At 38.1% G+C, this 22112-nt stretch carries 26 protein-coding genes; 7 read left to right on the forward strand and 19 right to left on the reverse strand.

Annotated features, from left to right (window positions below; translation table 11 throughout):
• Positions 1-341 precede the first annotated feature (341 nt).
• Positions 342-896 carry a fasciclin domain-containing protein gene (locus tag HMJ38_RS08545; protein WP_194973964.1) on the forward strand — a complete coding sequence of 185 codons (555 nt, stop codon included), beginning with the start codon at positions 342-344 and terminating at the stop codon, positions 894-896.
• Between the two features lie 145 nt (positions 897-1041).
• Here HMJ38_RS08545 and HMJ38_RS08550 read toward each other — a convergent pair whose 3' ends face one another.
• The gene (locus tag HMJ38_RS08550) at positions 1042-1587 is read right to left on the reverse strand and encodes a hypothetical protein (protein WP_194973965.1); all 546 of its coding nucleotides are present in this window, start codon (positions 1585-1587) and stop codon (positions 1042-1044) included.
• 501 nt (positions 1588-2088) lie between these two features.
• On the opposite strand from HMJ38_RS08550, the gene HMJ38_RS08555 reads away from it, so the two are divergent.
• Positions 2089-2388: a nucleotidyltransferase family protein gene (locus HMJ38_RS08555; protein WP_194973966.1), complete on the forward strand. Its 300-nt coding sequence runs from the start codon at positions 2089-2091 to the stop codon at positions 2386-2388.
• Positions 2381-2716: a HepT-like ribonuclease domain-containing protein gene (locus HMJ38_RS08560; protein ID WP_194973967.1), complete on the forward strand. Its 336-nt coding sequence runs from the start codon at positions 2381-2383 to the stop codon at positions 2714-2716. The genes HMJ38_RS08555 and HMJ38_RS08560 overlap by 8 nt, the downstream gene beginning before the upstream one ends.
• A 26-nt stretch (positions 2717-2742) precedes the next feature.
• On the opposite strand, the gene HMJ38_RS08565 is transcribed toward HMJ38_RS08560, so the two are convergent.
• The 7 genes from HMJ38_RS08565 to moaA form a co-directional block, all read right to left on the reverse strand.
• Positions 2743-3189 (reverse strand): molybdenum cofactor biosynthesis protein MoaE, encoded by a 447-nt coding sequence (locus HMJ38_RS08565; protein WP_194973968.1) that lies wholly within the window; start codon positions 3187-3189, stop codon positions 2743-2745.
• Positions 3179-4282, reverse strand: a complete 1104-nt coding sequence (locus HMJ38_RS08570) for a HesA/MoeB/ThiF family protein (RefSeq protein WP_194973969.1) — start codon at positions 4280-4282, stop codon at positions 3179-3181. The genes HMJ38_RS08565 and HMJ38_RS08570 overlap by 11 nt, the downstream gene beginning before the upstream one ends.
• A gap of 2 nt (positions 4283-4284) precedes the next feature.
• The gene (gene mobA, locus HMJ38_RS08575) at positions 4285-4866 is read right to left on the reverse strand and encodes a molybdenum cofactor guanylyltransferase (RefSeq protein ID WP_194973970.1); all 582 of its coding nucleotides are present in this window, start codon (positions 4864-4866) and stop codon (positions 4285-4287) included.
• A gap of 72 nt (positions 4867-4938) precedes the next feature.
• Complete coding sequence (locus HMJ38_RS08580) at positions 4939-5169, reverse strand: MoaD/ThiS family protein (RefSeq protein WP_194973971.1); 231 nt, start codon at positions 5167-5169, stop codon at positions 4939-4941.
• A gap of 39 nt (positions 5170-5208) precedes the next feature.
• Positions 5209-5952 carry a sulfite exporter TauE/SafE family protein gene (locus HMJ38_RS08585; RefSeq protein WP_228779964.1) on the reverse strand — a complete coding sequence of 248 codons (744 nt, stop codon included), beginning with the start codon at positions 5950-5952 and terminating at the stop codon, positions 5209-5211.
• Between the two features lie 3 nt (positions 5953-5955).
• Positions 5956-7137, reverse strand: coding sequence for a molybdopterin molybdotransferase MoeA (locus HMJ38_RS08590; RefSeq protein ID WP_194973972.1), 1182 nt, complete (start codon positions 7135-7137; stop codon positions 5956-5958).
• A gap of 175 nt (positions 7138-7312) precedes the next feature.
• The gene (gene moaA, locus HMJ38_RS08595; RefSeq protein WP_194973973.1) at positions 7313-8293 is read right to left on the reverse strand and encodes a GTP 3',8-cyclase MoaA; all 981 of its coding nucleotides are present in this window, start codon (positions 8291-8293) and stop codon (positions 7313-7315) included.
• Between the two features lie 271 nt (positions 8294-8564).
• Between moaA and HMJ38_RS08600 the strand changes: the two genes are divergently transcribed.
• Entirely contained in the window at positions 8565-9086 is a 522-nt protein-coding gene (locus tag HMJ38_RS08600) for a GNAT family N-acetyltransferase (protein WP_194973974.1), read from the forward strand.
• 140 nt (positions 9087-9226) lie between these two features.
• Here HMJ38_RS08600 and HMJ38_RS08605 read toward each other — a convergent pair whose 3' ends face one another.
• A complete protein-coding gene (locus HMJ38_RS08605) occupies positions 9227-9781 on the reverse strand; it encodes a hypothetical protein (RefSeq protein ID WP_194973975.1) in 555 nt (184 codons plus the stop codon).
• A gap of 119 nt (positions 9782-9900) precedes the next feature.
• Positions 9901-10254 carry a hypothetical protein gene (locus HMJ38_RS08610; protein ID WP_194973976.1) on the reverse strand — a complete coding sequence of 118 codons (354 nt, stop codon included), beginning with the start codon at positions 10252-10254 and terminating at the stop codon, positions 9901-9903.
• 139 nt (positions 10255-10393) lie between these two features.
• Between HMJ38_RS08610 and HMJ38_RS08615 the strand changes: the two genes are divergently transcribed.
• Complete coding sequence (locus HMJ38_RS08615; RefSeq protein ID WP_194973977.1) at positions 10394-11356, forward strand: calcium/sodium antiporter; 963 nt, start codon at positions 10394-10396, stop codon at positions 11354-11356.
• Positions 11357-11443: 87 nt separating this feature from the next.
• On the opposite strand, the gene HMJ38_RS08620 is transcribed toward HMJ38_RS08615, so the two are convergent.
• From HMJ38_RS08620 to rocF, 9 genes are all read right to left on the reverse strand, one after another.
• Positions 11444-12007 carry a hypothetical protein gene (locus tag HMJ38_RS08620; protein WP_194973978.1) on the reverse strand — a complete coding sequence of 188 codons (564 nt, stop codon included), beginning with the start codon at positions 12005-12007 and terminating at the stop codon, positions 11444-11446.
• Positions 11994-12425, reverse strand: coding sequence for a VOC family protein (locus HMJ38_RS08625; protein ID WP_194973979.1), 432 nt, complete (start codon positions 12423-12425; stop codon positions 11994-11996). The genes HMJ38_RS08620 and HMJ38_RS08625 overlap by 14 nt, the downstream gene beginning before the upstream one ends.
• Positions 12426-12570: 145 nt before the next feature.
• On the reverse strand, positions 12571-13293 hold the full coding sequence (locus HMJ38_RS08630; RefSeq protein WP_194973980.1) for an SGNH/GDSL hydrolase family protein: 723 nt from the start codon (positions 13291-13293) through the stop codon (positions 12571-12573).
• A 183-nt stretch (positions 13294-13476) separates the two neighbouring features.
• Entirely contained in the window at positions 13477-13833 is a 357-nt protein-coding gene (locus tag HMJ38_RS08635) for a translation initiation factor (protein ID WP_194973981.1), read from the reverse strand.
• A 1-nt stretch (position 13834) separates the two neighbouring features.
• Positions 13835-14686 carry a universal stress protein gene (locus HMJ38_RS08640; protein WP_194973982.1) on the reverse strand — a complete coding sequence of 284 codons (852 nt, stop codon included), beginning with the start codon at positions 14684-14686 and terminating at the stop codon, positions 13835-13837.
• 72 nt (positions 14687-14758) lie between these two features.
• Positions 14759-15670: a 1,4-dihydroxy-2-naphthoate polyprenyltransferase gene (locus HMJ38_RS08645; protein WP_194973983.1), complete on the reverse strand. Its 912-nt coding sequence runs from the start codon at positions 15668-15670 to the stop codon at positions 14759-14761.
• Positions 15671-15748: 78 nt separating this feature from the next.
• A complete protein-coding gene (locus tag HMJ38_RS08650; protein WP_194973984.1) occupies positions 15749-16336 on the reverse strand; it encodes a glutathione peroxidase in 588 nt (195 codons plus the stop codon).
• A 2-nt stretch (positions 16337-16338) separates the two neighbouring features.
• On the reverse strand, positions 16339-18129 hold the full coding sequence (gene argS / locus HMJ38_RS08655) for an arginine--tRNA ligase (protein ID WP_194973985.1): 1791 nt from the start codon (positions 18127-18129) through the stop codon (positions 16339-16341).
• Positions 18130-18229: 100 nt separating this feature from the next.
• Positions 18230-19180 carry an arginase gene (gene rocF, locus HMJ38_RS08660; RefSeq protein ID WP_194973986.1) on the reverse strand — a complete coding sequence of 317 codons (951 nt, stop codon included), beginning with the start codon at positions 19178-19180 and terminating at the stop codon, positions 18230-18232.
• A 485-nt stretch (positions 19181-19665) separates the two neighbouring features.
• Here rocF and HMJ38_RS08665 point away from each other — a divergent pair, with 485 nt between their 5' ends.
• The gene (locus tag HMJ38_RS08665) at positions 19666-20973 is read left to right on the forward strand and encodes an APC family permease (protein ID WP_194973987.1); all 1308 of its coding nucleotides are present in this window, start codon (positions 19666-19668) and stop codon (positions 20971-20973) included.
• A complete protein-coding gene (locus HMJ38_RS08670; protein WP_194973988.1) occupies positions 20966-22111 on the forward strand; it encodes a methionine aminotransferase in 1146 nt (381 codons plus the stop codon). Before HMJ38_RS08665 ends, HMJ38_RS08670 begins: the two co-directional genes overlap by 8 nt.
• Position 22112: the final 1 nt, after the last annotated feature.

Consider the following 22112-nt stretch of genomic DNA (forward strand, 5'->3'; position numbering starts at 1 on the left):
AAAATCATGAGAACTTTAAATTATAAAATAATTTGTGAATTTAATAGAATAGATAGTATTTATGATAAAAATAAATCTGTTTTTATAATAATGTCATTCAAAAAATGCCTTACTTTTTTTAGTTATCTTCCTTTATCAGTAAAGAAGATAGGGCTTCGAGGTTTCGGGAAGAAGGAAATGTTCCTGATATCTAAACTGAATTAAAAACAGTAGTTTGGCAATATTGATCAAAGAAGATATTCCCAATAATTTTTTATCAAATGTTTTCAAAGTATGATCTTTATCATAAAAGATAAAAATGTCTTTTTATATATTGCGCTCATATTCAAACCCAAGACAAAATGAAATCGATATTTAAATCCTTTACAATTATTGGTTCGCTCCTATTGATTATAGGATGTGGGTCTTCAGAAAGTCAAAACAGCAACAATACTGCTTTGGAGACAACACATGTAGGTCAATCTGGAGTCAAAGATGATGTGTCAAATCCCAATATAGTGCAGGTAGCTGTAGGTTCTGCCGATCATTCTACTTTGGTAGCAGCATTGAAAGCTGCTGATTATGTAGATGTCCTAACGAACGTGGGACCTTTCACTGTTTTTGCACCTATCAATACTGCTTTTGATGCTTTACCCGATGGCACACTCACAACTTTGACAAAAAAAGAAAACCAAAGGCAACTTAGGGATATTTTAGAATACCATGTTCTCCTAGGAGTATACAAAGTGGAAGACTTTGTAAATGGCAGAAAGCTTGGCACTGCACATGGTGCTTCTGTAGTAATAGAGAAGTCAGACGATGGTACCGTATTGGTCAATGGAGGCAAAATCGTAGGAAGCGTTCCCGCTTCAAATGGTATAATCCATGTGGTGGACAAGGTGTTGTTGCCCGATTGAAAATACTTATTCTATTTAAATGGATGTTGGATTTTAGAAGCAATTAATTTGGCAAGGAATACAGGCATTCCAAACACTGCTCATGGCCTTATATGGGCTAGGTACTCACCTGACAAGCTATAAATCTCCTAACGCATCTCGGGGGTCACAAAGCTATATCCCTCCAGGCCCATCCTTCAGGGTCATATACTTCCATAAAAGGAGCATAATCATCCGCCTTCATTAACCTTAACAATACTGCTGAAGTGGAAGCGATTCCCAATTCGCCATGGATTTCACTGCTTTCCTTTTTGATCAAGTAATTTCTTGCCAGCTCGACCAATTCGGTTTTTTCGGACACCGTCAAGGGTTCAAGGTTGGCATATTGGCTAAATATGATCTCTAGGAAAATAATCCTGAACTGGTAACTTCCAACTTCCACAGGTTCCCAATCCATACTGTATCCTAAAGGATCTATTGTCTTATATTTACTAAGCAATTCGGTACCACGGTCAGGTCTGGATTCTAATTCCCTGGCACCTCTAAACCTCAAATATATTAAGGAAGTATACCCGTGCTGTTCATTTGAGCCGGCCAAGATTAAATAAATATTGGGATAATCTAAGACAGTAGGTATCAAGCCTTTCGTGGATATACATGCAGCTAATTCTTCTGGAAGATCCCAATATTCATCTATTTCCTCGCGAGTCATGCCATGATTTTTTGGGAGTTCTGGAAATTGATAAACCCCATCTATCAAAACATGACATGCCTCCATACTAGAATCCTCAAAGTTGCACGAACTCAATAAAATCAATAGAACAAAAATTAACCTAATCTTAATCATTTTGAAACTGGTAAGATGAATGTAGCATGAAATGCATTATGTCAATGTTCTTGATATTACTTATGTCTAACAAATTTCTGAAGTAAATATCAGTATCCTTGAAGTCATTAAAATTGAATCATGTGATACTTAAAAGCCTTTAGCATTGAAGTATTCAATCTATCAATTGTAAAAAAAAAAAAAACAATTCCAAATTTTAAATTTTTGGTGATATTGAATGACATAGGAATTTATTTCTAAACTTATATTTTTAGTCAGTATAGCCTACTGAGGTAGAATAGCTTTATCAATAGCCGGAGTTGTGGCAAATACTAAAACAGAACTAACGATAAAAAAACTTAACTTTGTAGAATATAAATTTCGTACATGAATATTTCAGAAAAAAAATTAGAACGAATAAAGCAACTTTGTATAGAGTATAAAGTCAAGAATTTTTCAGTTATTGGTTCTGTACTCACAGATAACTTTTCTGCAAATTCTGACATTGACTTTGTCGTTGATTTTGACGAAAATGACCCGATAAAATATACAGATTTATACTTTCAACTAAAAGATAAATTGGAAAATATTTTAAAGCGTGAAATTGACTTAATTGAGGAACGGGGTATTAAAAACTCATTTTTCAAGAAGGAAATTGACAAGTCTAAAGTTGTAATTTATGGATAACAAAATAAATGCATGGCTTGAGGATATTTTAAGATCGATTGACGAGATTTTTGATTTTTTACCTGAGAATAGAGATTTTTTCGAATTTCAAAAAGACATTAAAACTAAAAAAGCGGTTGAAAGAAATATTGAAATTATTGGAGAGGCGGTAAACAGATTAACTAATTACAAAAACACTAGCATTGAAATTCAAAATGCTAGGCAAATTATTGGGACGAGAAACAGAATAGCTCACGAATATGACAACATTTCTGATGAAGTAATTTGGACAATAATTGTGAGAGAATTACCAAAATTAAAGGACGAAATAATAAAACTCAGAAAATGAAGCACCTGATTGGATAAAATAATTCATCATGTATTCTCCTTCCAAACACTTTTCTCATTCTCCAAAATCTCCTTCCCCCAAACCGGAACTTCTTTTTTGATTTTTTCTACCAATTCTTCACAGGCATCAATGGCGGCTTTGCGGTGTTTGGAGGAAGTAAATACAAAAAGACAGATTTCTCCGGATTTGACTTCACCAAGACTGTGGTAAATATGCATGCAGGAAAGTGGGTATTTGGCGAAAATGGCCTCGCGTATTTCAAATGCCTTCTCCAATGCCATTTCTTCATAGGCGGTGTATTCTATGGCAATGACTTTTCCTTCCTCTTTTTGATCTGCTCTTACCTGTCCCAGGAAAATACTGTGGCCGCCAATATCGGTTTTCGTACTGTGGTTAGCGATGGATTTGGCAATTTTATCAGGAGAAATGGCCCCCTGAACAAATATGTTTTTTGGTGTTCTTTTAGTTTCCATGATAGTTTTTGTTGATCGGTGAATCCAATGCTTCTATACCTCCCGAAATAGAATGGATTTTTTTTCCGGGAAAAGCTTTTTCCAATATTTTTACTGTTTTTAAACTTCTGATACCGCTTTGGCAAAATAACAATACGGGATCAATTGAATTCAAAACGCCGATAGTTTCTTCAATTTCAGAGACAGGAAAAGACAGGTGTTTTATTTTTTTAAGCCTAGGGGCTTCATCTTTTTCTCTGACATCGATCAGCTTTCCATCAGGAAATTTCTTCAAAAGTCCAATGGCTTCTACCCAGTTAATACTGTCACCATTTCCACAAACAACAGCATAGTCAACTTCCATGAATTCGGCAATGGTATTTGGCATCGAAAGATGGGCATCAGGATTTTTATTCAGGCCAACTTCGTAGGATTGGTGATCAAGCAGATTGTAGAAAAGCATTTTATCTATCAAGGTACTGCCAAATCCTGTTATAAATTTAATGGCTTCTGTTGCCTGAATTGTCCCGATAATGCCTGGCAATACGCCCAAAACACCCGTCTCGTTGCAATTGGGAATTTCATAAGCAGTAGGCGGATCAGGGAAAAGATCTCTATAATTGACGCTATTGGAATCTTTTGCATTGAGGATTCCAACTTGTCCCTGATTTTGATAAATGGCTCCAAATACCAAAGGTTTTTTCAATAAGACACATATGTCATTGACCAGGTACCGGGTGGGGAAATTGTCCGAACCATCTAGGATCAAGTCATATTTTGAAATTACGGGTGCAGCATTTTCGGTGGTGATAAACTCTGGAATACAATCAATATGGATATCAGAATATTTGGATTTCAAAAAATGAGCGGCAGTTTCCGCTTTGTTTAATCCAAGGTCACTTTCACCAAAAAGTATCTGTCTGTTTAGATTGGACAATGAAACCATATCACCATCCATGATGCCTATAGTACCCACACCTGCAGCAGCCAAATATAACAATGCCGGACACCCTAATCCTCCAGCACCAATTACCAATATTTTGGAATGCTTAAGTTTTTCTTGGGCCTCTTTTCCAAATCCGGGCAATACCTGTTGTCTTGCAAATCTGTCCATAATCATTTCCTGTTCCAGTGTTTCAGTTCTTCCCTACTATTAATATTTGTCAAAGCATTTGGTTCTATTTTTTCAAAATGATCCATTTTTACTTTGTGGTGGTTTTGGGAACAAATAAAATCCTGCATCTTGAGTCGGTCATATTTTAAATGCACCTTTAGCTCAGGAAGGATGGATTTGGGATAAATGGCCAATAGGGGATTGATAAATCCATTAGTCTCGGCCACTGTAGTCATATTTTCTCTGCTATTGTCAATCAAGTGATCGATGGCTTTCTTGGTAAGAAAGGGCATATCACATCCCAACAGTAAGACATAAGCAGCGGAGGTCTGTTGTAAAGCAGTCATCAAACCTCCCATGGGACCTTTATTCTTAATTTTGTCCTTGTATAAAGGTAAGCAAAATTGAGTGTAATCGGGATTTTCTGTAATCAATTTTACCTCCAAAGGGATCGATTGTAAGGTTTTGATGACTGAGGTAATCATTGGTGAACCATTTAATAATGCCAGGCCCTTATCTTCCCCCATTCGAAGGCTTTTACCACCGGCCAATATAAAGGCTTCTATGTCTTTAAATAAAATCACTGAATTCTAGATTTCCCAAAAGAAAAATAACCAAATAACCAACCCATAATTTATCAATACCCCATCGCTCAATCACCCTCCCGAAAAAGGTGGCAGCAGTGCCACTTCGGCACCAAGGGGTATCATGGTTTTTCCAACTGCCTGCTTTCTATTGACCGCAAGGCTGAATTTGATATGTTTCAGATCGGGAAATTGTTGGTGCAGAAACCCAAGGAGGACTTCTGTGTCAGGCATGTATTGCAATTCCAATTCATTCGTCCGGATTTTTTCTGCTACCATTCCGAAGGCTTTGACCTTAATCATAAGCTATTATTTTTTTAATTTAAATTTAATCAAAATCTATTAGCCAGTCCATATTAATTTAACAGCAGCAATGAACAGGACCACAGTCAGCAAATATTTGATGGCAACAGGATTGAACTTTCTGGCACCCAAATAAGCGCCAAGCCCTCCTCCTAAAATAGTCAGAGGCATCACAATCCATAACTGCTGATCAATCTGAATCTGAAAGCCATCAGCTCCCAGAAAGCCGGAAACAGAATTCAGGAAAATAAACAGGGCACTGACCGCGGCGGTTTCCTTCATAGTGGTCCAGCCCAGCATCAACAGAATGGGGGAAAGGATGATTCCACCACCAATACCAATCAGGCCGGAAAAGAAGCCTATCAATAATCCCAAAAGAGGTGCCATCCACCATTTTTGTTCGACTGAATTGCCTTCATTGATAGGGAAGACATTGAGAAATCTCAGGATGGGGAAGAAAAGCAAAATTCCTAATATCCTTTTGTAAAGGATGGTATCTACCAAAATTGAACCGCCTAGATATGCTGCAGGAATGGAAAAAATGATCAGGGAAAGAAACAATCTATTTGGAAAAACCACAGTCTTTCTGAATCCAAAAAAAGCCATCATGGACACAAACATATTCATGATGAGTGCAGTGGGGCGGATTTGCTCAGGAGCAAAGTTCAATAAAGCCAATACCATCAGATAACTGCTGGCACCTCCATGGCCCACTGAAGCATATAAAAATGCCACCAAGGGTAGGACGAGATACAGAAAAAGATCGCTCAGTTCCAATGCCATATTTTACCAAACATAAACATTGACAGGGGCGCCGGCCTGTAGAGATTCCACTTCTTCCCCGATTTCTGCAATGCAATTGGCAGTCCCATAAGAAATCAGGTTAAAAGATTCCTGTCCTGGAAGGATGTGAACTGAGCCATTTTGTAATTTTGCTTTGAGAAAATGGGAGATCCCGGCTTTTTTTATATAATCATATACCAAAGGGAAACTCCCCGTTGGTTCCCAAACATTGGTTTTGCCCATCCATGCCATCAGACAAGGCTTGACATATTGGTTGAAGCAGGTGAGGGTGGAAGCCGGATTTCCAGGTAAGGCAAAGATCCATTGGTTTTGTCTTTGGCCGACGAAAAGCGGTTTGCCGGGTTTTTGCCTGATTTTGTAGAAAAGTTCTTTTACTCCTGCTTTTTCCAAACTCCCTTTCACAAAATCATAATCGCCTACTGAGATTCCTCCGGAAATAAGGACGACATCGAATTTTTCAATAAAGCGGTCTATGGTTGCCTGCAATTTAGCCGGTTCATCCAAGGCCGTGGCCAATTCAATTTCATCTATTCCCAACTGTTTGAGGTAGGTTTTGAGAACAGGGCCATTGGAATTATACACTTTTCCAAAACTTAAAGGCTTTCCGATTTCCTCCAATTCATCCCCTGTCAGAATGATTCCTACCGTAGGTTTTGAAAATACTCTGACTTCATGGAGTCCAACTGAAGAAAGCAAGCCAATCATTCCCGGAGTGATTTCAGATCCTTTTAAGGCTATGATATCGCCAACCTTATTTTGTGCTCCTTGAGACCTGAGGTTGGACCCTTTTTCAAATATATCTGTCTCAAATGATAATGTATTTCCGTCTATCTTCACCCATTCCTGAGGAATAATGGTATCTGCACCCTTTGGTACCGGGGCTCCTGTAAAGATCCGTATGGCTTCATTTTCATCCAACACAAAATCCTCCAATTCCCCAGCCCTGATTTTGGTCTCATTCCTCAGCTTTCTTTTGTTGTCCCCATCCTTCCAAGCAATGGCATAGCCATCCATGGCTGAGTTGTCAAAAAATGGTATATCATAACCGGAAGGAATATCCTCGGCCAAAAACATTCCCAAGGCTTCCTCTAAAGGCATGTAAACAGGTTGACCCTTTATGATGTATTTGGATAAAATCTCTTTGGCTTTAGTTACGGATATCATCTTTATGTTTAAATCTTTGGGGTTTTTTAGGTTTCCAAAGATCAATCAATTCTTAATGCGATATTGATTGATATTTGGATATTAAGATATTGTTTGGTAGGCCTACATTGAATTATCTAGATTTGAATATTATGGATGCTCTATTGATTTTACTTCGTGAAAAATCATAAAGGAATTAACCTCCTATTTTGATCATGCTACGGTTTTCGATTTTATCGGCATCAGCCTTTTCATAGTCTTGGGTAAACTGTCCACCTAAGATGGCATGCTTCCTGAAAATAGAAAGTTTGATCAAAGGAAGTATATCCTCACCTTTTCTTAAAGTCCCCAATAAATCCATTTCTTCTTTTCCAAAAAGGCAGTTTTTCATTTTTCCATCTGCTGTGATTCTCATCCTGTTGCAGCTGCCACAAAAATGCTCGCTCATGGTGGTGATAAAGGCAAAGGTGCCTTGATGACCAACTGCTTTGAATTTTTTGGCGGTGTCATGTTTTTCGTCTACCAATTTGACGGTGTCAAATTCAGTCTGTACCATTTCCAGCATTTGACGGGCAGTGATTACTTTATCACTTTTCCAATGATTGCCTGTAAATGGCATGAATTCTATGAAACGTACATGAAGCGGTAATTTTTCGGTAATCTTTACAAATCCCAAAAGCTCTTTTTCAATAATTCCATTGAGAGCTACCGCATTTATTTTGACCCGGAAGCCATTATCCAAAAGCAAAATGATATTGTCCCAAACTTGTTGGAATTGATTTCTTTTGGTCAGTTTGAAAAAAGTCTCCGGATCCAAAGTATCCAAACTGACATTCAGGGAACGGATGCCGGCCTCTTTGAACAACTCCAAATGCTTGTGCACCAATACCCCGTTGGTGGTCAGGGTCAGTTCAACAGGAAGTTTGGATAACCTTCTTACAATCTCGGGAAACTCTTTCCTTACCAATGGTTCTCCTCCGGTCAACCGGATTTTGTTCACGCCCAAGCCTACAAATGTCTTTGCTATGGACTCGATCTCATCAGTGGACATGAGTTTGGAATTGGGCATGCATTCGATCTCCTCATTGGGCATACAATAGGCACAGCGGAAATTGCAGCTATCAGTGAGCGATATCCGGAGGTAATTGTGAATCCTTTGATGTTGGTCTATGAGCATGCAATCCTTCTTGGATGAAAAACAAAGATGTCTAAAAAGTGAAAGAAATGAAAGGAATATGTGTTGGATAGTTGGGAGACGGAAGACCGAAGACCGAAGTTGGTCGTAAGTGAAATTCAAGCTTCTCTTTGTTAGAGAGCTAAAATTGGTGAAATTAGTCGATTCCAAATAGAAATGTTTGGCTATACAGAGGAATGGAAGTATTTTAAAAAAATATGACTAGTAATTCAACTAATTTTCGTCTTGATAAAAAAACTTAGAACTTCCCTTTATGGAACATATTCTAAAGACAGAGAGACTTATAATCAGGAAATTGAATCTTGATGACACACTCTTTATAGTAAAATTGCTTAACAGCCCCGGTTGGTTAAGGTATATTGGCGATAGGGGAGTCAGAAATTTAGAGGATGCAAAAAATTATCTTCAAAATGGCCCTTTGCTCAGTTATGAAAAATATGGGTTTGGACTTTATCTAGTTGAGTTACTTGAGTCGGGTAATCCCATTGGAATGTGCGGAATTCTCAAAAGAGACAGTCTAGAGTATCCTGATATGGGTTTTGCTTTTTTGCCGGAATATATGGGGAAAGGATATGCTTATGAGGCAGCTGATGCGGTCATTCAATATGCAGGTGAACAGTTGCGGATCAAAACTTTATTGGCCATCACACTTCCTGAAAATGCAACTTCAATCAAACTGTTGGAAAAAGTAGGGATGAAATTCGAAAGTGTAGTTAAATCACCTGACGGGAAAGAAAACCTGAATCTTTACAAATTGGAATTGAAGACTGATTAATGTTTGTTTTTAGATTTATGGAACGCAGATGACGCTGATTGGGCTGATGCACACAGATAAAAAATCAGTGGAAATCAGCTTGATCAGTGTCATCCTCGTTCTATCAAACGATTCTACAGAATCTCATGAATATTAACTGATCAAAGAAGTTCGATTTCTTTCAGTGATTTTATCACCTCTTTTTCAAATCTGGTTTCTTTGACCAAGGGCTTCTCTTTGACCAAAGGCTTCAGAATATTTTCCCATTTTTTGACCAACGGCCATTCTCCATCAAGATCCGATAACTTATCACAATCATAGATTTCCAAAACATGGGTTTTGTCCATACATTCTATGTGGATTGCCAAATGATCTATGATCTGTCTCTTGTCTTTTCCATTGCTTATTTCGTGCTCAACTTTCTGAACAGAAATTCTATGGGATTTTTGGAGATCTATGATCGTCGTTTCTGAAGGGGTTCCGAAATATACATAAATGAGCTTTTTATTTTTGATATCGAGACCCATGCCGTATAATCCTCGCCAATGATCTTCATGGTCAAATTGAAGTTGGGATGCCTGACGGATATTGTCAAGAAATTCTTGCTGCGATTTCAATCTCCGTTTTTGTTTTCTGCTGTAATAATATAGTGGCCAGATAAAAGCCAACAATGCGATCAGGGATATACCCAATGACGCAGGATCAATGTCTAACATGATGTAAGTGTAAATTTGTGAATGTAAAAGGAAGAATTTGGGATAACCGAAGTTTATCGGGAATCCATAAATCAGCTTAAAGGAGGAATTGGACCTTTAGCTACTCTTTCAATTCACATTTAAAGAAAAAAATGGAAGGGGTAAAGTAGTTTTTGAATATCAAAAAATCTCAACTTCTTCTTGAACCAATCTGACCGGAGGGTTCCAATTTCTAGTAATGTCGAACCTTCATTTGAACCAAGACCCAAACCTGCATCTCCCAGATCCTTAATTTTAATAGAAGGAATAAGGATTTTTTCAAATGATGTTTCTACAAAAAAATGGAAATCTCCATCAACTTGAGAATCGCTAAGGAAATCCTGCTCAAATGAAAGCAACTGTTTATCCTCAATTTCGGAGAATCCGCTCAAAATACTGTTTGATCCAATGACCAATACCAGCAATAAGGATAAGGAGTTAAAGAGGCTTTTCATTTATCTTTTGAGGATCTCTCAATATGGGGCAAATATCATTTTATTCTTGATCAAAATGTGAACCATATCTTAATTTATTTTCAACAAAGTGAAAAAATATTTCCAACAAACACGACATTTGATTCAATTTCTCTGAACTATGGTAATTCCTGTCATTTTATTGGTTTTAGGTTTTGTGCTTTTGGTTTTTGGAGCGGAAAAACTCGTTGATGCTGCATCTGCATTGGCTGCGAATTTCGGTATTCCCAATATTGTCATTGGCTTGACCATTGTCGCTTTTGGCACTTCTGCCCCTGAAATGGTGGTCAATATTTTTGCTGCTGTCAGTGGCTCATCTGAAATGGTCATGGGCAATGTTCTGGGAAGTAATATTTTTAATGTGCTGGGGATTTTGGGGATTTCTGCTTTGATCTATCCGCTCACTGTCAAATCCAATACAACCTGGATTGAGATCCCATTAAGTTTATTAGCAGCAGTTTTGATTTGGGTTTTGGCCAATGACATGCTTTTAGACTTTCAGGTTGGGAATCTGATTTCCAGGTCTGATGGCTTGGTGTTGATCTTATTTTTTGTGATTTTTTTGGTCTATAACATTACGGTTGCAAAAAACTCCCAAGAAACAGATGAAGCGGTAGAAATTCCTCAAGGCTATACAACAACAAAGTCTATCTTTTGGATTTTAGTTGGATTGGCAGGCTTGATATTAGGTGGAAAACTGATAGTAGACAATGCCGTTGAATTGGCCCAACTATTCGGCATGTCAGAAAGAATAATTGGACTGACCATAGTTTCTATCGGTACTTCCTTGCCGGAATTGGCCACATCTGTTGCGGCAGTTAGGAAGAAGAAAGTAGACATAGCCATAGGGAATGTGGTGGGTTCCAATATTTTCAATACCTTTTTGATTTTGGGCCTTTCATCCATCATTACACCGGTACAGGTCAATCAGGCAAGTAATCTTGATATCCTGACCAATATTTTAGCGGGGCTGTTGTTGTTTATGTTTATTTTTACAGGAAAGGGTCGGGCTTTGGAGCGATGGGAGGGAGGCCTTCTTTTGGCTTTATATATCGGTTATCTTCTGGTTTTGGTGATAAACTGATTTTCTTTTAGACGATGAAAGTATTGAAATGGATGATTAATTTGGATTTAGTCAGAAATGGAAAAAATAAATCTTGGAATTAGTCTCTCATACCATCAAACTCAACCATCCGAAAACTGACCCAATAAATCCGCCTACAATGAGCTCTAATTCACTATGTCTTTTTAACCTCAATCTGGACCATGAAATCAGCAAAGCCAAAACCAATAATAGAAAACCAGACCATAAGCCAATGCTGAAAACAGATACAGCAATATAGAATGCGATCCCAGCATGCATGGAAGCTTTTAACCGAAGGTTGATCAATGCCATCAGCAAGACCATTGCAAAAAACACCAAAGACTTTGAAATCACCTCTATTGGGAAGTCAAAAAACCAAAAGACCAAAAGCAAAACAATAAATAAAGTAATGGCAAAGGGATAAAAACCTTTCCGCTGTTGCTGATCCGAAACATCAAAGTTGGTATAAGTTCCCTTTTTTGTTTTTCTCCAATTATTAAAAATAATGGGGATCGTAATCAGTCCGATAACAGAAATAGAAACGGCCATTGCCGTGTGTTTTGGCAGGTTATGAAAACTCATCAAAATCACATATAAGGTTCCCAAAAGTAGGGGATGGCCAATAATTGAAATGGTTCTAGCCAAGTTCATTGCTATCTTCTTTTTTATGGGCCGACAGGGGCTCAATGAGATCCCATAGGTTACCATATAAATCTTTGAATACCGCCACTTTTCCATAGGGCTCATTACTTCGTTCTCGGAAAATACTGATCTTTTGATCAAGGAGATTCTGGTAGTCTCTATCAAAATCATCGGTATATAAGAATAAAAATACCCGACCACCACTTTGGTGGCCTATTGCCTTCTCTTGATCTTCTCCTACCGCTTTTGCCAATAAAATTTCACAGTTTCCCTCCTGAAATCCTGGAGGGGCAATTCTCACCCACCTTTTGGTTTCTGACATAGCCGTGTCTTCCAATAGTTCAAAATGTAGTTTTTGGGTATAAAATTCGATGGCCTCATCATAGTCTCTGACCACCAAGGCAAATCTGGAAATAAATTGTTTCATATTTTTTTGATTCATAAAATCCAATGGAAGGCTTGTTTTCGTAAATCTACGCACTAGAGCGTTTTATTATCTATCTCGAATTAAAGCACTGTTTACTGTTTAGTTTGTGGTTAATTTTTTGGACATACAGGTGGCCCCTTACGGGTCACTTGTATTTTTGGAAGGATAGAAGAGTCGCTTTTGCCAACATTGCATAACCGGTATCTGAGGGATGTATTCCATCCGAAGCCAATAGATCGGAGGTCATTTCAATTTTGAAGTTGTTAAAATCCAAAGCAGGAATCTTCTTTCCCAAAGACTTAAGTTCACGGGTCAGGATACTCCTGTGAAGACCGAGAAAAAATCGCATGGGTCCTGGAATTGAAGGAAAATGTTGTACAGGTGCTATGGATGGGATGATAATCCTTTGGACTGACTTTTCTATTTGTAATAATTCAATGAAATCTTTCAATTGATACCGGAATCTTCCCGGAGGTGTGAATTTGAAACAGTCATTGGCCCCGATCAATATGATGGCAAATTCAAATTTTTGAGGAATTTCCTGTTTTGCATGGGTCAATAGTCTTTTTAATTTTTTAGCTTTTAATCCATTTTTGCCAAGGTTATGGATATTGTAAGTTTGTTGACTTTGATGATAAACCTGTGAAGCAAATGTGTTCTCTTTGGTACTTGCTCCAACTCCTGCTGCGGTAGATTCTCCGATGATCAAAATATTTTTGGCATCCTTATCAAAACCCAATTCAAGGAATTCACTTTGAGGTTTCAATTTAATAATGGTCTCTCTAAGTTTTTTTCCTTTAAAATAGAAAAATGGAAAAAAAGGAAGCAATAGGATTAATTCGAAAAAATAGCGAAGTCTGTTTATCATTTCATTGCCGGTTATTGATTTAAAGAAAACACCAAGCTTATTTAAAACTTGGTGTTCAGTAGATTGATCCAGGTAAGGATTGGTTTCATGAAAGAGTAAAAATTTCCCGGATTTTTGAGCTTAAAACAAACTTTCGAATAGCAGACCTTCGAGGTTTGGAAAAAACCTCAAAGGTCACTGGTGTTATCCGCCGGATTTTTTGGCTTTATAACCCTCCTGAAGTAAGATTTGCAATACCTTATCTCTATGGTCTCCTTGGATGAGTATTTCACCGTCTTTGGCACTTCCCCCAACACCACATTTGCTTTTCAGAAGTTTGCCGAGTTCTTTGAGGTCATCTTCCTTACCAATAAAGCCATCAACCAGAGTTACTTGTTTGCCTCCACGTGATTTTTTATCCAACATCACTTTCAGATTTTGTTGTTGGGCAGGAAGCGTATTGGCTTCTGCACCAGCTCCAAAATCAAAATTGAAGTCATCACGGGTCGAATACACTACCCCATCTCTTTTCTTCCAATCGTTGTTTTTATTTTTGGACATGTTATTTTTTTGATTTCATGGTCCATACAGGTCTTTTGGCTGCATTGACCACATCTTCAGCAATACTGCCACTCAAAAGGTGTAAAAATCCTGTTCTTCCATGCGTGGCCATTGCTATCATATCAGCATTGATATCATCTGCATATTCCAAAATCCCATCTTCCTCTGAAGAGCTATTATAGACTTCCATAGAGGCGGCATCCAGTTCAAAGTCCTCTGCAAATGATTTAATTTTTTGAATTGATGTTCTTGTATTTTCAAAAATACTAGGTGTATTGATTTTTACAAGATGTAGTTCAGCATTGATGATGGTCATAGAAGTTTTGAGTCTGTTGATCACATCAGTGGGAACTTCATTGAAATCACTGGCAAAAACAACTTTGCGGATATCCTTAGGTGAGATCTTACTTTTTATGGTGAGTACGGGACAGGATGCGTTTCTGACCACTTTTTCAGTATTACTACCTATCAATACCTCTTCAAGTCCTGAAGACCCTTTACTTCCCATAATAACAATGTCTGCCTTCGCATCGACTATCTCCTTGGATATGCCTGCAAAAGGATTTCCAAAAACCATCTTAGTTTCGAAAGAAAAACCCTTATCAGCAAATTTGGCCTCGAATTCAGCCATCTGTTTTTTTCTTTTTTCAACCAATTCAATCATGAAAATTTGGGAAGATTCATTACTAAAAGTACCAGCTTCTCCCATACTGTTAAAACTCTGTGGTGTGGGGAGTTCTATTACATGGAAAAGTTTTAAATGGTTCTTAGTCCTTTTCGCCATTTCACAGGCAAATTCAAATGCATATTCCGCTTCTTGGGAAAAATCATAAGGTACGAGAATTGTTTTCATATCTAAGGGTGTTTTTTGATTCAGGAAAATACAAAAAATACATTAAACCCATCAAAAGCTTTCCTTTTTTATCTAAAAAAATATTAATCCTGTCCCAAAGGCCAATACCCAAAGTAAGGTGGAGATTGCCATTTTTTTCAAATATGGATCTAATTCTTTGGAGCTGGTTTTTTTACTTATGCCTTTCCCAACTTGTAGCATCATGGGAACTGTAATCAAAGCAAGTAAGCTACCCAAACTCTGAACTGAAACAGCAAAAAACAATAAAAAAACATTTCCACCAATGATTAAAATCCAATTATAAAATATTGCTTTTTTTCTCCCGATTCTGACTGGAATTGATTTTTTTCTGGCTTTGGTGTCGGAGTTGATGTCCCTGATATTGTTGATGTTCAATACAGCAGTACTAAAAAAACCCAAAGAAAATGCAGGTAATAAAATGATGGAGTCAAAAGAGAGACTATGAAGGAAGTATGTGCCCAAAACTCCCAATAAACCAAAAAAAACAAAAACTGAAACATCTCCAAACCCCGCATAGCCATAAGGCTTATTACCTGAAGTATACGTGATGGCAGCTAAAATGGCAGCGATACCTAGCCCCAAAAACAAAAGGAATAATTGCAAATCCTGAAGAGCAACATATAATAGAATCAGACCTGAGATAAGAGAAAAAGCAGTAAACAGAAAGATGGCTTTTTTCATATCTGAAAGACTGAGGATTCCTGACTGAACCGCACGAATCGGGCCTTCTCTTTCCGAACTGTCAGCACCATGCACACTGTCTCCATAATCATTGGCAAGATTTGAGAGAATTTGTAAAAAAATGGTCGTCAGGGCCGCAAAAACAAATACTTCCCACCGAAAGGCATGATTGTGGGCAGCAAGGAATGTCCCGGTCAGGATACTCGATAAAGCCAATGGAAGGGTTCTCAATCTGATGGCATGAAGCCATGCCTCTTTCTTATTTGATAAGGTAATCTCCACGGTTTGTTTTTTGGCGAAAATACAAAAAAAGACCTATTTCCTGAAAGGAAACAGGTCTGATGGGATTCAACAACTTTTTTATGCTTGAATTAATTTTATAATCTCTTCATCCATTGGTTTGACTGATGAAGGAAAGAATTTTACCAACTCCCCATTTTCATTGATAAAATACTTACAAAAATTCCAAGATGGTTCCTTGTCATTCCAACCGTTCATGTCTTTGTCAGAAAGCCATCTGTAAAGAGGATCTTTGTCAGCACCTTTTACAGAGACTTTATCCATCATTTTGAATGTGACACCATAATTTTCTGAACAAAACTGCTTGATTTCTTCATTAGTGCCAGGCTCTTGACCTCCAAAATTGTTGGCAGGGAAACCGATGATGGTCACTTTGTCTCCGTGTGCCTCATGTAATTTTTGAAGATCAGCATATTGGGGAGTGTAACCACATTTCGATGCAACATTTACCAATAATAATTTTTGACCTTTGAATTCAGAGAAATCAATCAATTCTCCATTGATGTCTTTCATTTTGAAATCATAAATTGATTTTTCCATAAGTAATTGTTCCAATGTTGTGATTTGACTTTGGTCAGTTTTTTCTTTTTGAATGCTGGAAGTGCAAGCAAATGCGATAATGGCGAATAAGAATAGGATTTTTTTCATAATTACATTCTATCTGGGACATTTATACCTAATAACCTCATGCCTGCTTTGATTGTTTTCGCAGTCAAAGAAGAAAGAGAAATTCTAAATGATTGAACTTTTTGATCAGATTCATTGAAGATAGATAATTCCGCATAAAATCTGTTATATTCTTTAGCTAAATCAAAAAGATACTGGGCAATTTGGGAAGGTGAAAATTCTTCACCGGCCTGTCTGATTTTTTTCTCGAAGTCATTCAAAACCACAATTAGATCTCTTTCTGCATCTTCAAGTTTTGCCAATCCTTCAAATCCCTTAAGAGAATAATCTACGCCAATTTGATCTGCTTTTCTTAGAATAGAGGATATTCTGGCATGAGAATATTGGATAAATGGGCCTGTATTTCCTTGGAATTCTATAGACTCCTGTGGATTGAATAACATTCTTTTTTTTGGATCCACCTTCAACAAGAAATATTTCAATGCCCCCATGCCTAAAGTTTCGTATAATTCTGATGCTTCCTCAGCAGTAAATCCATCTATTTTACCCAATTCTTTGGTGTGGGACGCAGCAGTGGCAACCATCTCATTCATCAGGTCATCCGCATCTACAACCGTGCCTTCTCTTGACTTCATTTTTCCTGAAGGTAGATCCACCATACCGTAAGAAAGATGGTACAATCCATCTCCATATGGCCGGCCTAGTTTCCGCATGATTTTGAAAAGGACGTCAAAGTGATAATCCTGTTCGTTGCCTACGACATACACTGATTTGTCAAATTTGAAATCGCTGTATTTGAGTTCACAAGTACCCATGTCCTGGGTAATATACACGGAAGTGCCATCCGCCCTGAGAACAAGTTTTTCATCAAGCCCTTCTTCACTCAGGTCTACCCAAACAGATTCATTTTCTTTTTTGAAGAAAACTCCTTTTTTCAGTCCTTCTTCGACGATATTTTTTCCCAAAAGGTAGGTGTCTGATTCGTAGTAAAATTTATCGAAATCTACGCCCATCTTTTTGTATGTGGTATCAAAACCATCATAAACCCAATTGTTCATGGTTTTCCATAGTCCAACAACTTCACTGTCCCCAGCTTCCCAAAGTCTCAACATCTCTTGGGCTTCAACCATCAATGCGGCTTTTTTCTTTGCTTCCTCCTCCGTATCGCCATTTTCAATCAAATGGGCTATTTGCTTTTTATATTCCCTGTCAAATATCACATAATATTTTCCAGCCAAATGATCTCCTTTTAATCCACTTGACTCTGGTGTTTCTCCATTGGCAAAATGCTTATAGGCAACCATTGATTTACAAATATGGATACCACGGTCATTTACCAGATTGGCTTTGATGACTTCATAGCCATTGGCCTTCAAAATTTCTGCTACCGAATATCCCAGAAAATTGTTCCTGAGATGACCGAGGTGAAGGGGCTTGTTGGTATTTGGTGAACTGTATTCCACCATTACTTTTTGACCGTTTTTCGGGAGTTTTCCCAAATCTGGATTTTTGTATAATTGAGTAAAAATATCAATCCATGAAGTTTCTTGAATAGAAATATTAAGGAATCCTTTTACCACATTAAAGCTCTTGACCACATCAGAATGGGTAGTAAGGTATTCACCGATTTTGGTACCGCTGATTTCAGGGTTAAGTTTGGTGACTCTCAAATAAGGAAAAACCACAAAAGTATAAGTACCTTCAAATTCCTTATTGGTGGGTTGAAGGGATATTTGATCACTTCCAACTTGATGGTCAAACAGCTCTTTGAAAGCTTGTTGGATTGTAGCAGATATTTTTTGTTCTAAATTCATTAATTAGACATGAGATTTGAGACCTGCTTTCCGGCAGGAAGTTGTGAGATATGAGATGTCCGCTACGCCACAGGCGTAATTGCTTGGCAGACAGGATTTTTTAGAAATTGTCCACCAATGATTTTGTGGTGGCTTCAAGGATGTCAAAGGCGTTTTCTGCCATTAGATTTTCAGAATCCAAGGTAGGATTTACTTCTACAATTTCCCAACAGCACACCCTTTTGTCCTTGATCAATTCCTCATTGAGTTGTAAGGCTTCTTCCACTGTCAATCCATCAGGAACAGGCGTACCCGTCCCAACCGAAATCGAAGAATCAAGGCTGTCTACATCAAAGGAAATGTAAATCTGATCACAGCTTTTAAGAATCTCCAATGTTTCAGCGGCAATGGTTCTGATTCCTTTTGACCTCACTTCAGCAGTCGGGAAATTTTTGATTCCATATTTTTTAATCAGGTGGTCTTCTGGTTCTTCTGTATCCCTTACCGAAATAAACACAATATCCTCAGGCTTCACCTTTGGGGATTCACCTCCTATATTTTTGATTTTCTCCCAAAACTGTACAGTATCTTCCGAAGGGTCATTTACCTGACACTCCAAGTTGTCGGTTTGAATGCACATTGCCAAAGGCATTCCGTGCATGTTTCCAGATGGGGTAGTATATGGTGTGTGGAGGTCAGCATGCGCATCGATCCAAATGACGCCGAGACGTTTTTCAGGATGGGCTGCTTTGATTCCCATGATGGTACCTGCTGCAGTGGAATGATCTCCTGCCAGTACAATAGGGAATTTTTTATCCAATCTGAGCGATTCAATGCTGCTGTACACATTTTTGAGCACATGGTAAACGCCATCAATATATTTGGCATTTGGAAATTTATTGCCTCTGAAAAGGAAATTATTTGCATCTTGAACATGCACAGGTTCAAATTGAGTAAAAAAGTCAGAAGTTTTGTCAAGACTTGCTATTTTCAGGGCGTCAATTCCCAAACTTGCGCCCCTGGTGCCTGCAGCAATTTCAGATCGGACTTCTACTAGCTTGATATCTCTCATAAAATTATATTGTAGGGTTTATTGAATTTGCTTTTTGGTGTCGCAAAAGTAGGGATTTGAGCGTGGAGAACCAAGGGAAAGGGGATAGGGTAGATTTAAGATTTAAGATTCTAGAACTTAATAACGGGGTTGGTACCTAAAAATGTAGCGGTTCCAAAAAACAAGAGCTAAGAAGCGGGATTCCAAATGCGAGATAGGATAAGTTAGAGACTTGAGATAAGATAATAGAGGCAAAGCTGGACCTCACTAAAATGGAAATAATATGGATGCCTGATTTAAATTTTGATTAACCAGTTTAAGTTTGTGATTAATTGCTTAACTGATGTGGATCCCAAATTCCAATTTCAATGACTGCTTATAGGCTGGGATGTTTGTCCTAAATGAACTGAGCTAAGCTTTATTCAGAATTAGCTTATTGAAACCTTAACAACCATTGAAACTTTAGAATCTATAAAAACTTATAACCTCAAAAACTCCTTCAGCCTTTGGAAATTAAATACAAAATTGGATGGAAAACTGCTTCGGGTCTTGTAATCGCCAGCATGATCGGGACAGGGGTTTTTACCAGTTTGGGTTTTCAGGTGATGGAAAGTCAAAATACTTGGAGCATAGTCCTTCTTTGGCTTATTGGAGGATTGATGGCATTGGTTGGGGCATTTGTCTATGCGGAACTTGGTACCCATTTCAAAAAATCCGGTGGAGATTATATTTTTCTTTCAAGGACAATCCACCCTGTAGCTGGATATCTATATGCGTGGATTTCCCTGACGGTTGGTTTTTCTGCACCCATCGCCATTGCTGCTATGGCCATGGTTCAATATTGGGAACCACTGATTGGGTATACTTATAGCATGGGATTGGGAATAGGCGCTATCCTGTTGATGAGCACTTTTCATTCCTTTTCTGTTGAGCAATCTGGTAAAGTGCAAAATGTACTGACAGCCATCAAATTACTTTTTGTGTTTGGATTGATCTTCTTGGGAGCATTCCTTGCTTCTCAAATAAATGGAGAAAGTTTTGATTTCACATCTTCCTGGAAACAGGAGGTCATCAGTCCTGGCTTTGCTGTATCCCTAATCTATGTTTTTTACGCCTACACAGGTTGGAATGCTGCAGCTTATATTGTGGAGGAAATTGATAATCCAAGAAAGAATCTTCCCAAGGCGTTAATTTTTGCTTCATTGCTTGTCATGGCAGTCTATATTGCCATTCAATTGGTATTTTTAAAACATGCCTCTATTGATCAATTGTCGGGAAAGGTACAGGTGGCCACTCTGGCATTCGGCAATCTTTTTGGCAATCAGGGTATTTTTTGGGTAAGTCTATTTATTGGAATTCAATTGGTGGCTACCATATCAGGATATACTTGGGTGGGGCCGAGAATCACCAATGCCATGGCAAAGGAATTCAGACTTTGGGCGCCTTTGGCAAAAACCAATGCCGCAGGGATTCCGGTCCGTTCTATTTGGTTCAATACAGCAATTAGCCTTTTATTGGTGTTTTCGGGTTCTTTTGAAGCTGTCTTATTGTATGCGGGATTTGTCCTACAATTGATGGGTACTTTAACAATCAGTGCCTCACTTAAAGTAAAAAACATTGAGGGTTTTAAAAGTCCATTTAAACCTTGGCCACAGTTGATTTATATCCTTTTCAGTGTTTGGGTGATGATCTTCATGTTAATTGACCGTCCAAAAGAAAGTCTTTTTGGTTTGGGAATAATCTTGGTAGGTTTTGTTGTATTTTTATTAGATCGTAAGACAAACCACGAATTGAAAACAATTGACCATGTTTGAGTCTAAATTACCACAGGTAGGAACAACAATATTCACAGTAATGTCAAAAATGGCCACCGATCACGATGCCATAAACCTCTCACAAGGTTTTCCCGGTTTTGACTGTTATCCATTTTTGAAGGATCTGGTAAGCCAATACATGGGTAGTGGCCACAACCAATATGCCCCAATGAGTGGGGTAGAGGATTTGAAAAACAGACTGGCGGAAAAAACAAAAATTGTACAGGGGATCCAATTGAATGCGGAAGAAGAGATAACGGTAGTCTCAGGAGCCACCGAAGCACTTTATGCAGCGGTGACTGCTGTGGTCAGAAATGGAGATGAGGTCATTCTTTTGGAACCTGCGTATGACAGTTATGCTCCTGCAGTGGTGCTGAATGGTGGTATACCAGTGTATGTTTCCTTGAATTTACCTGATTTTTCTGTTGACTGGGAAAAGGTGAAAGCTGCCATAACCGATAAAACAAGGTTGATCATGGTCAATACGCCTCACAATCCCTGCGGCTATGTGTGGACTCAGGAAGACCTTAACACACTGGCCGACCTGATCAAAGACAGGGAGATTTATGTGGTCAGTGATGAGGTATATGAGCATATTACATTTGATGGTAAAAAACACCTCTCTTTAATGACACAACCACTACTGAGAGAAAGGACTTTTGTGTGTTGTTCTTTTGGCAAGACCTTTCACATTACAGGTTGGAAATTGGGGTATTGTCTGGCTCCAAAGGACTTGACGACCGAATTTAGAAAAATTCATCAATTTCTGACTTTTAGTAGCTGTACTCCAATGCAATATGCTTTGTCTGAATACTTGATAGAACCCTCCCGATATATTTATCTTAATGACTTTTATCAAAAAAAGAGGGACTTCTTTTGTGAAGGACTCAAAAATACACCATTTGAATTTACACCGGCACAAGGTAGTTTTTTTCAGTTGGTTTCTTATGGACATTTGTCAGATGAATCTGATTATGATCTTGCTGTCAGGTTGACCAAAGAGATCGGAGTAGCAAGTATACCGGTATCGGTTTTTTATCATGACAACAGAGACCACAAAATGTTACGGTTTTGTTTCGCAAAAAATGAAGATGTACTCCAAAAGGCTTTGGACCTACTCAGTAAACTATCCTTCTGAT

The sequence above is a fragment of the Aquiflexum lacus genome, assembly GCF_015476655.1.
GTDB classification, from domain to species: domain Bacteria; phylum Bacteroidota; class Bacteroidia; order Cytophagales; family Cyclobacteriaceae; genus Aquiflexum; species Aquiflexum lacus.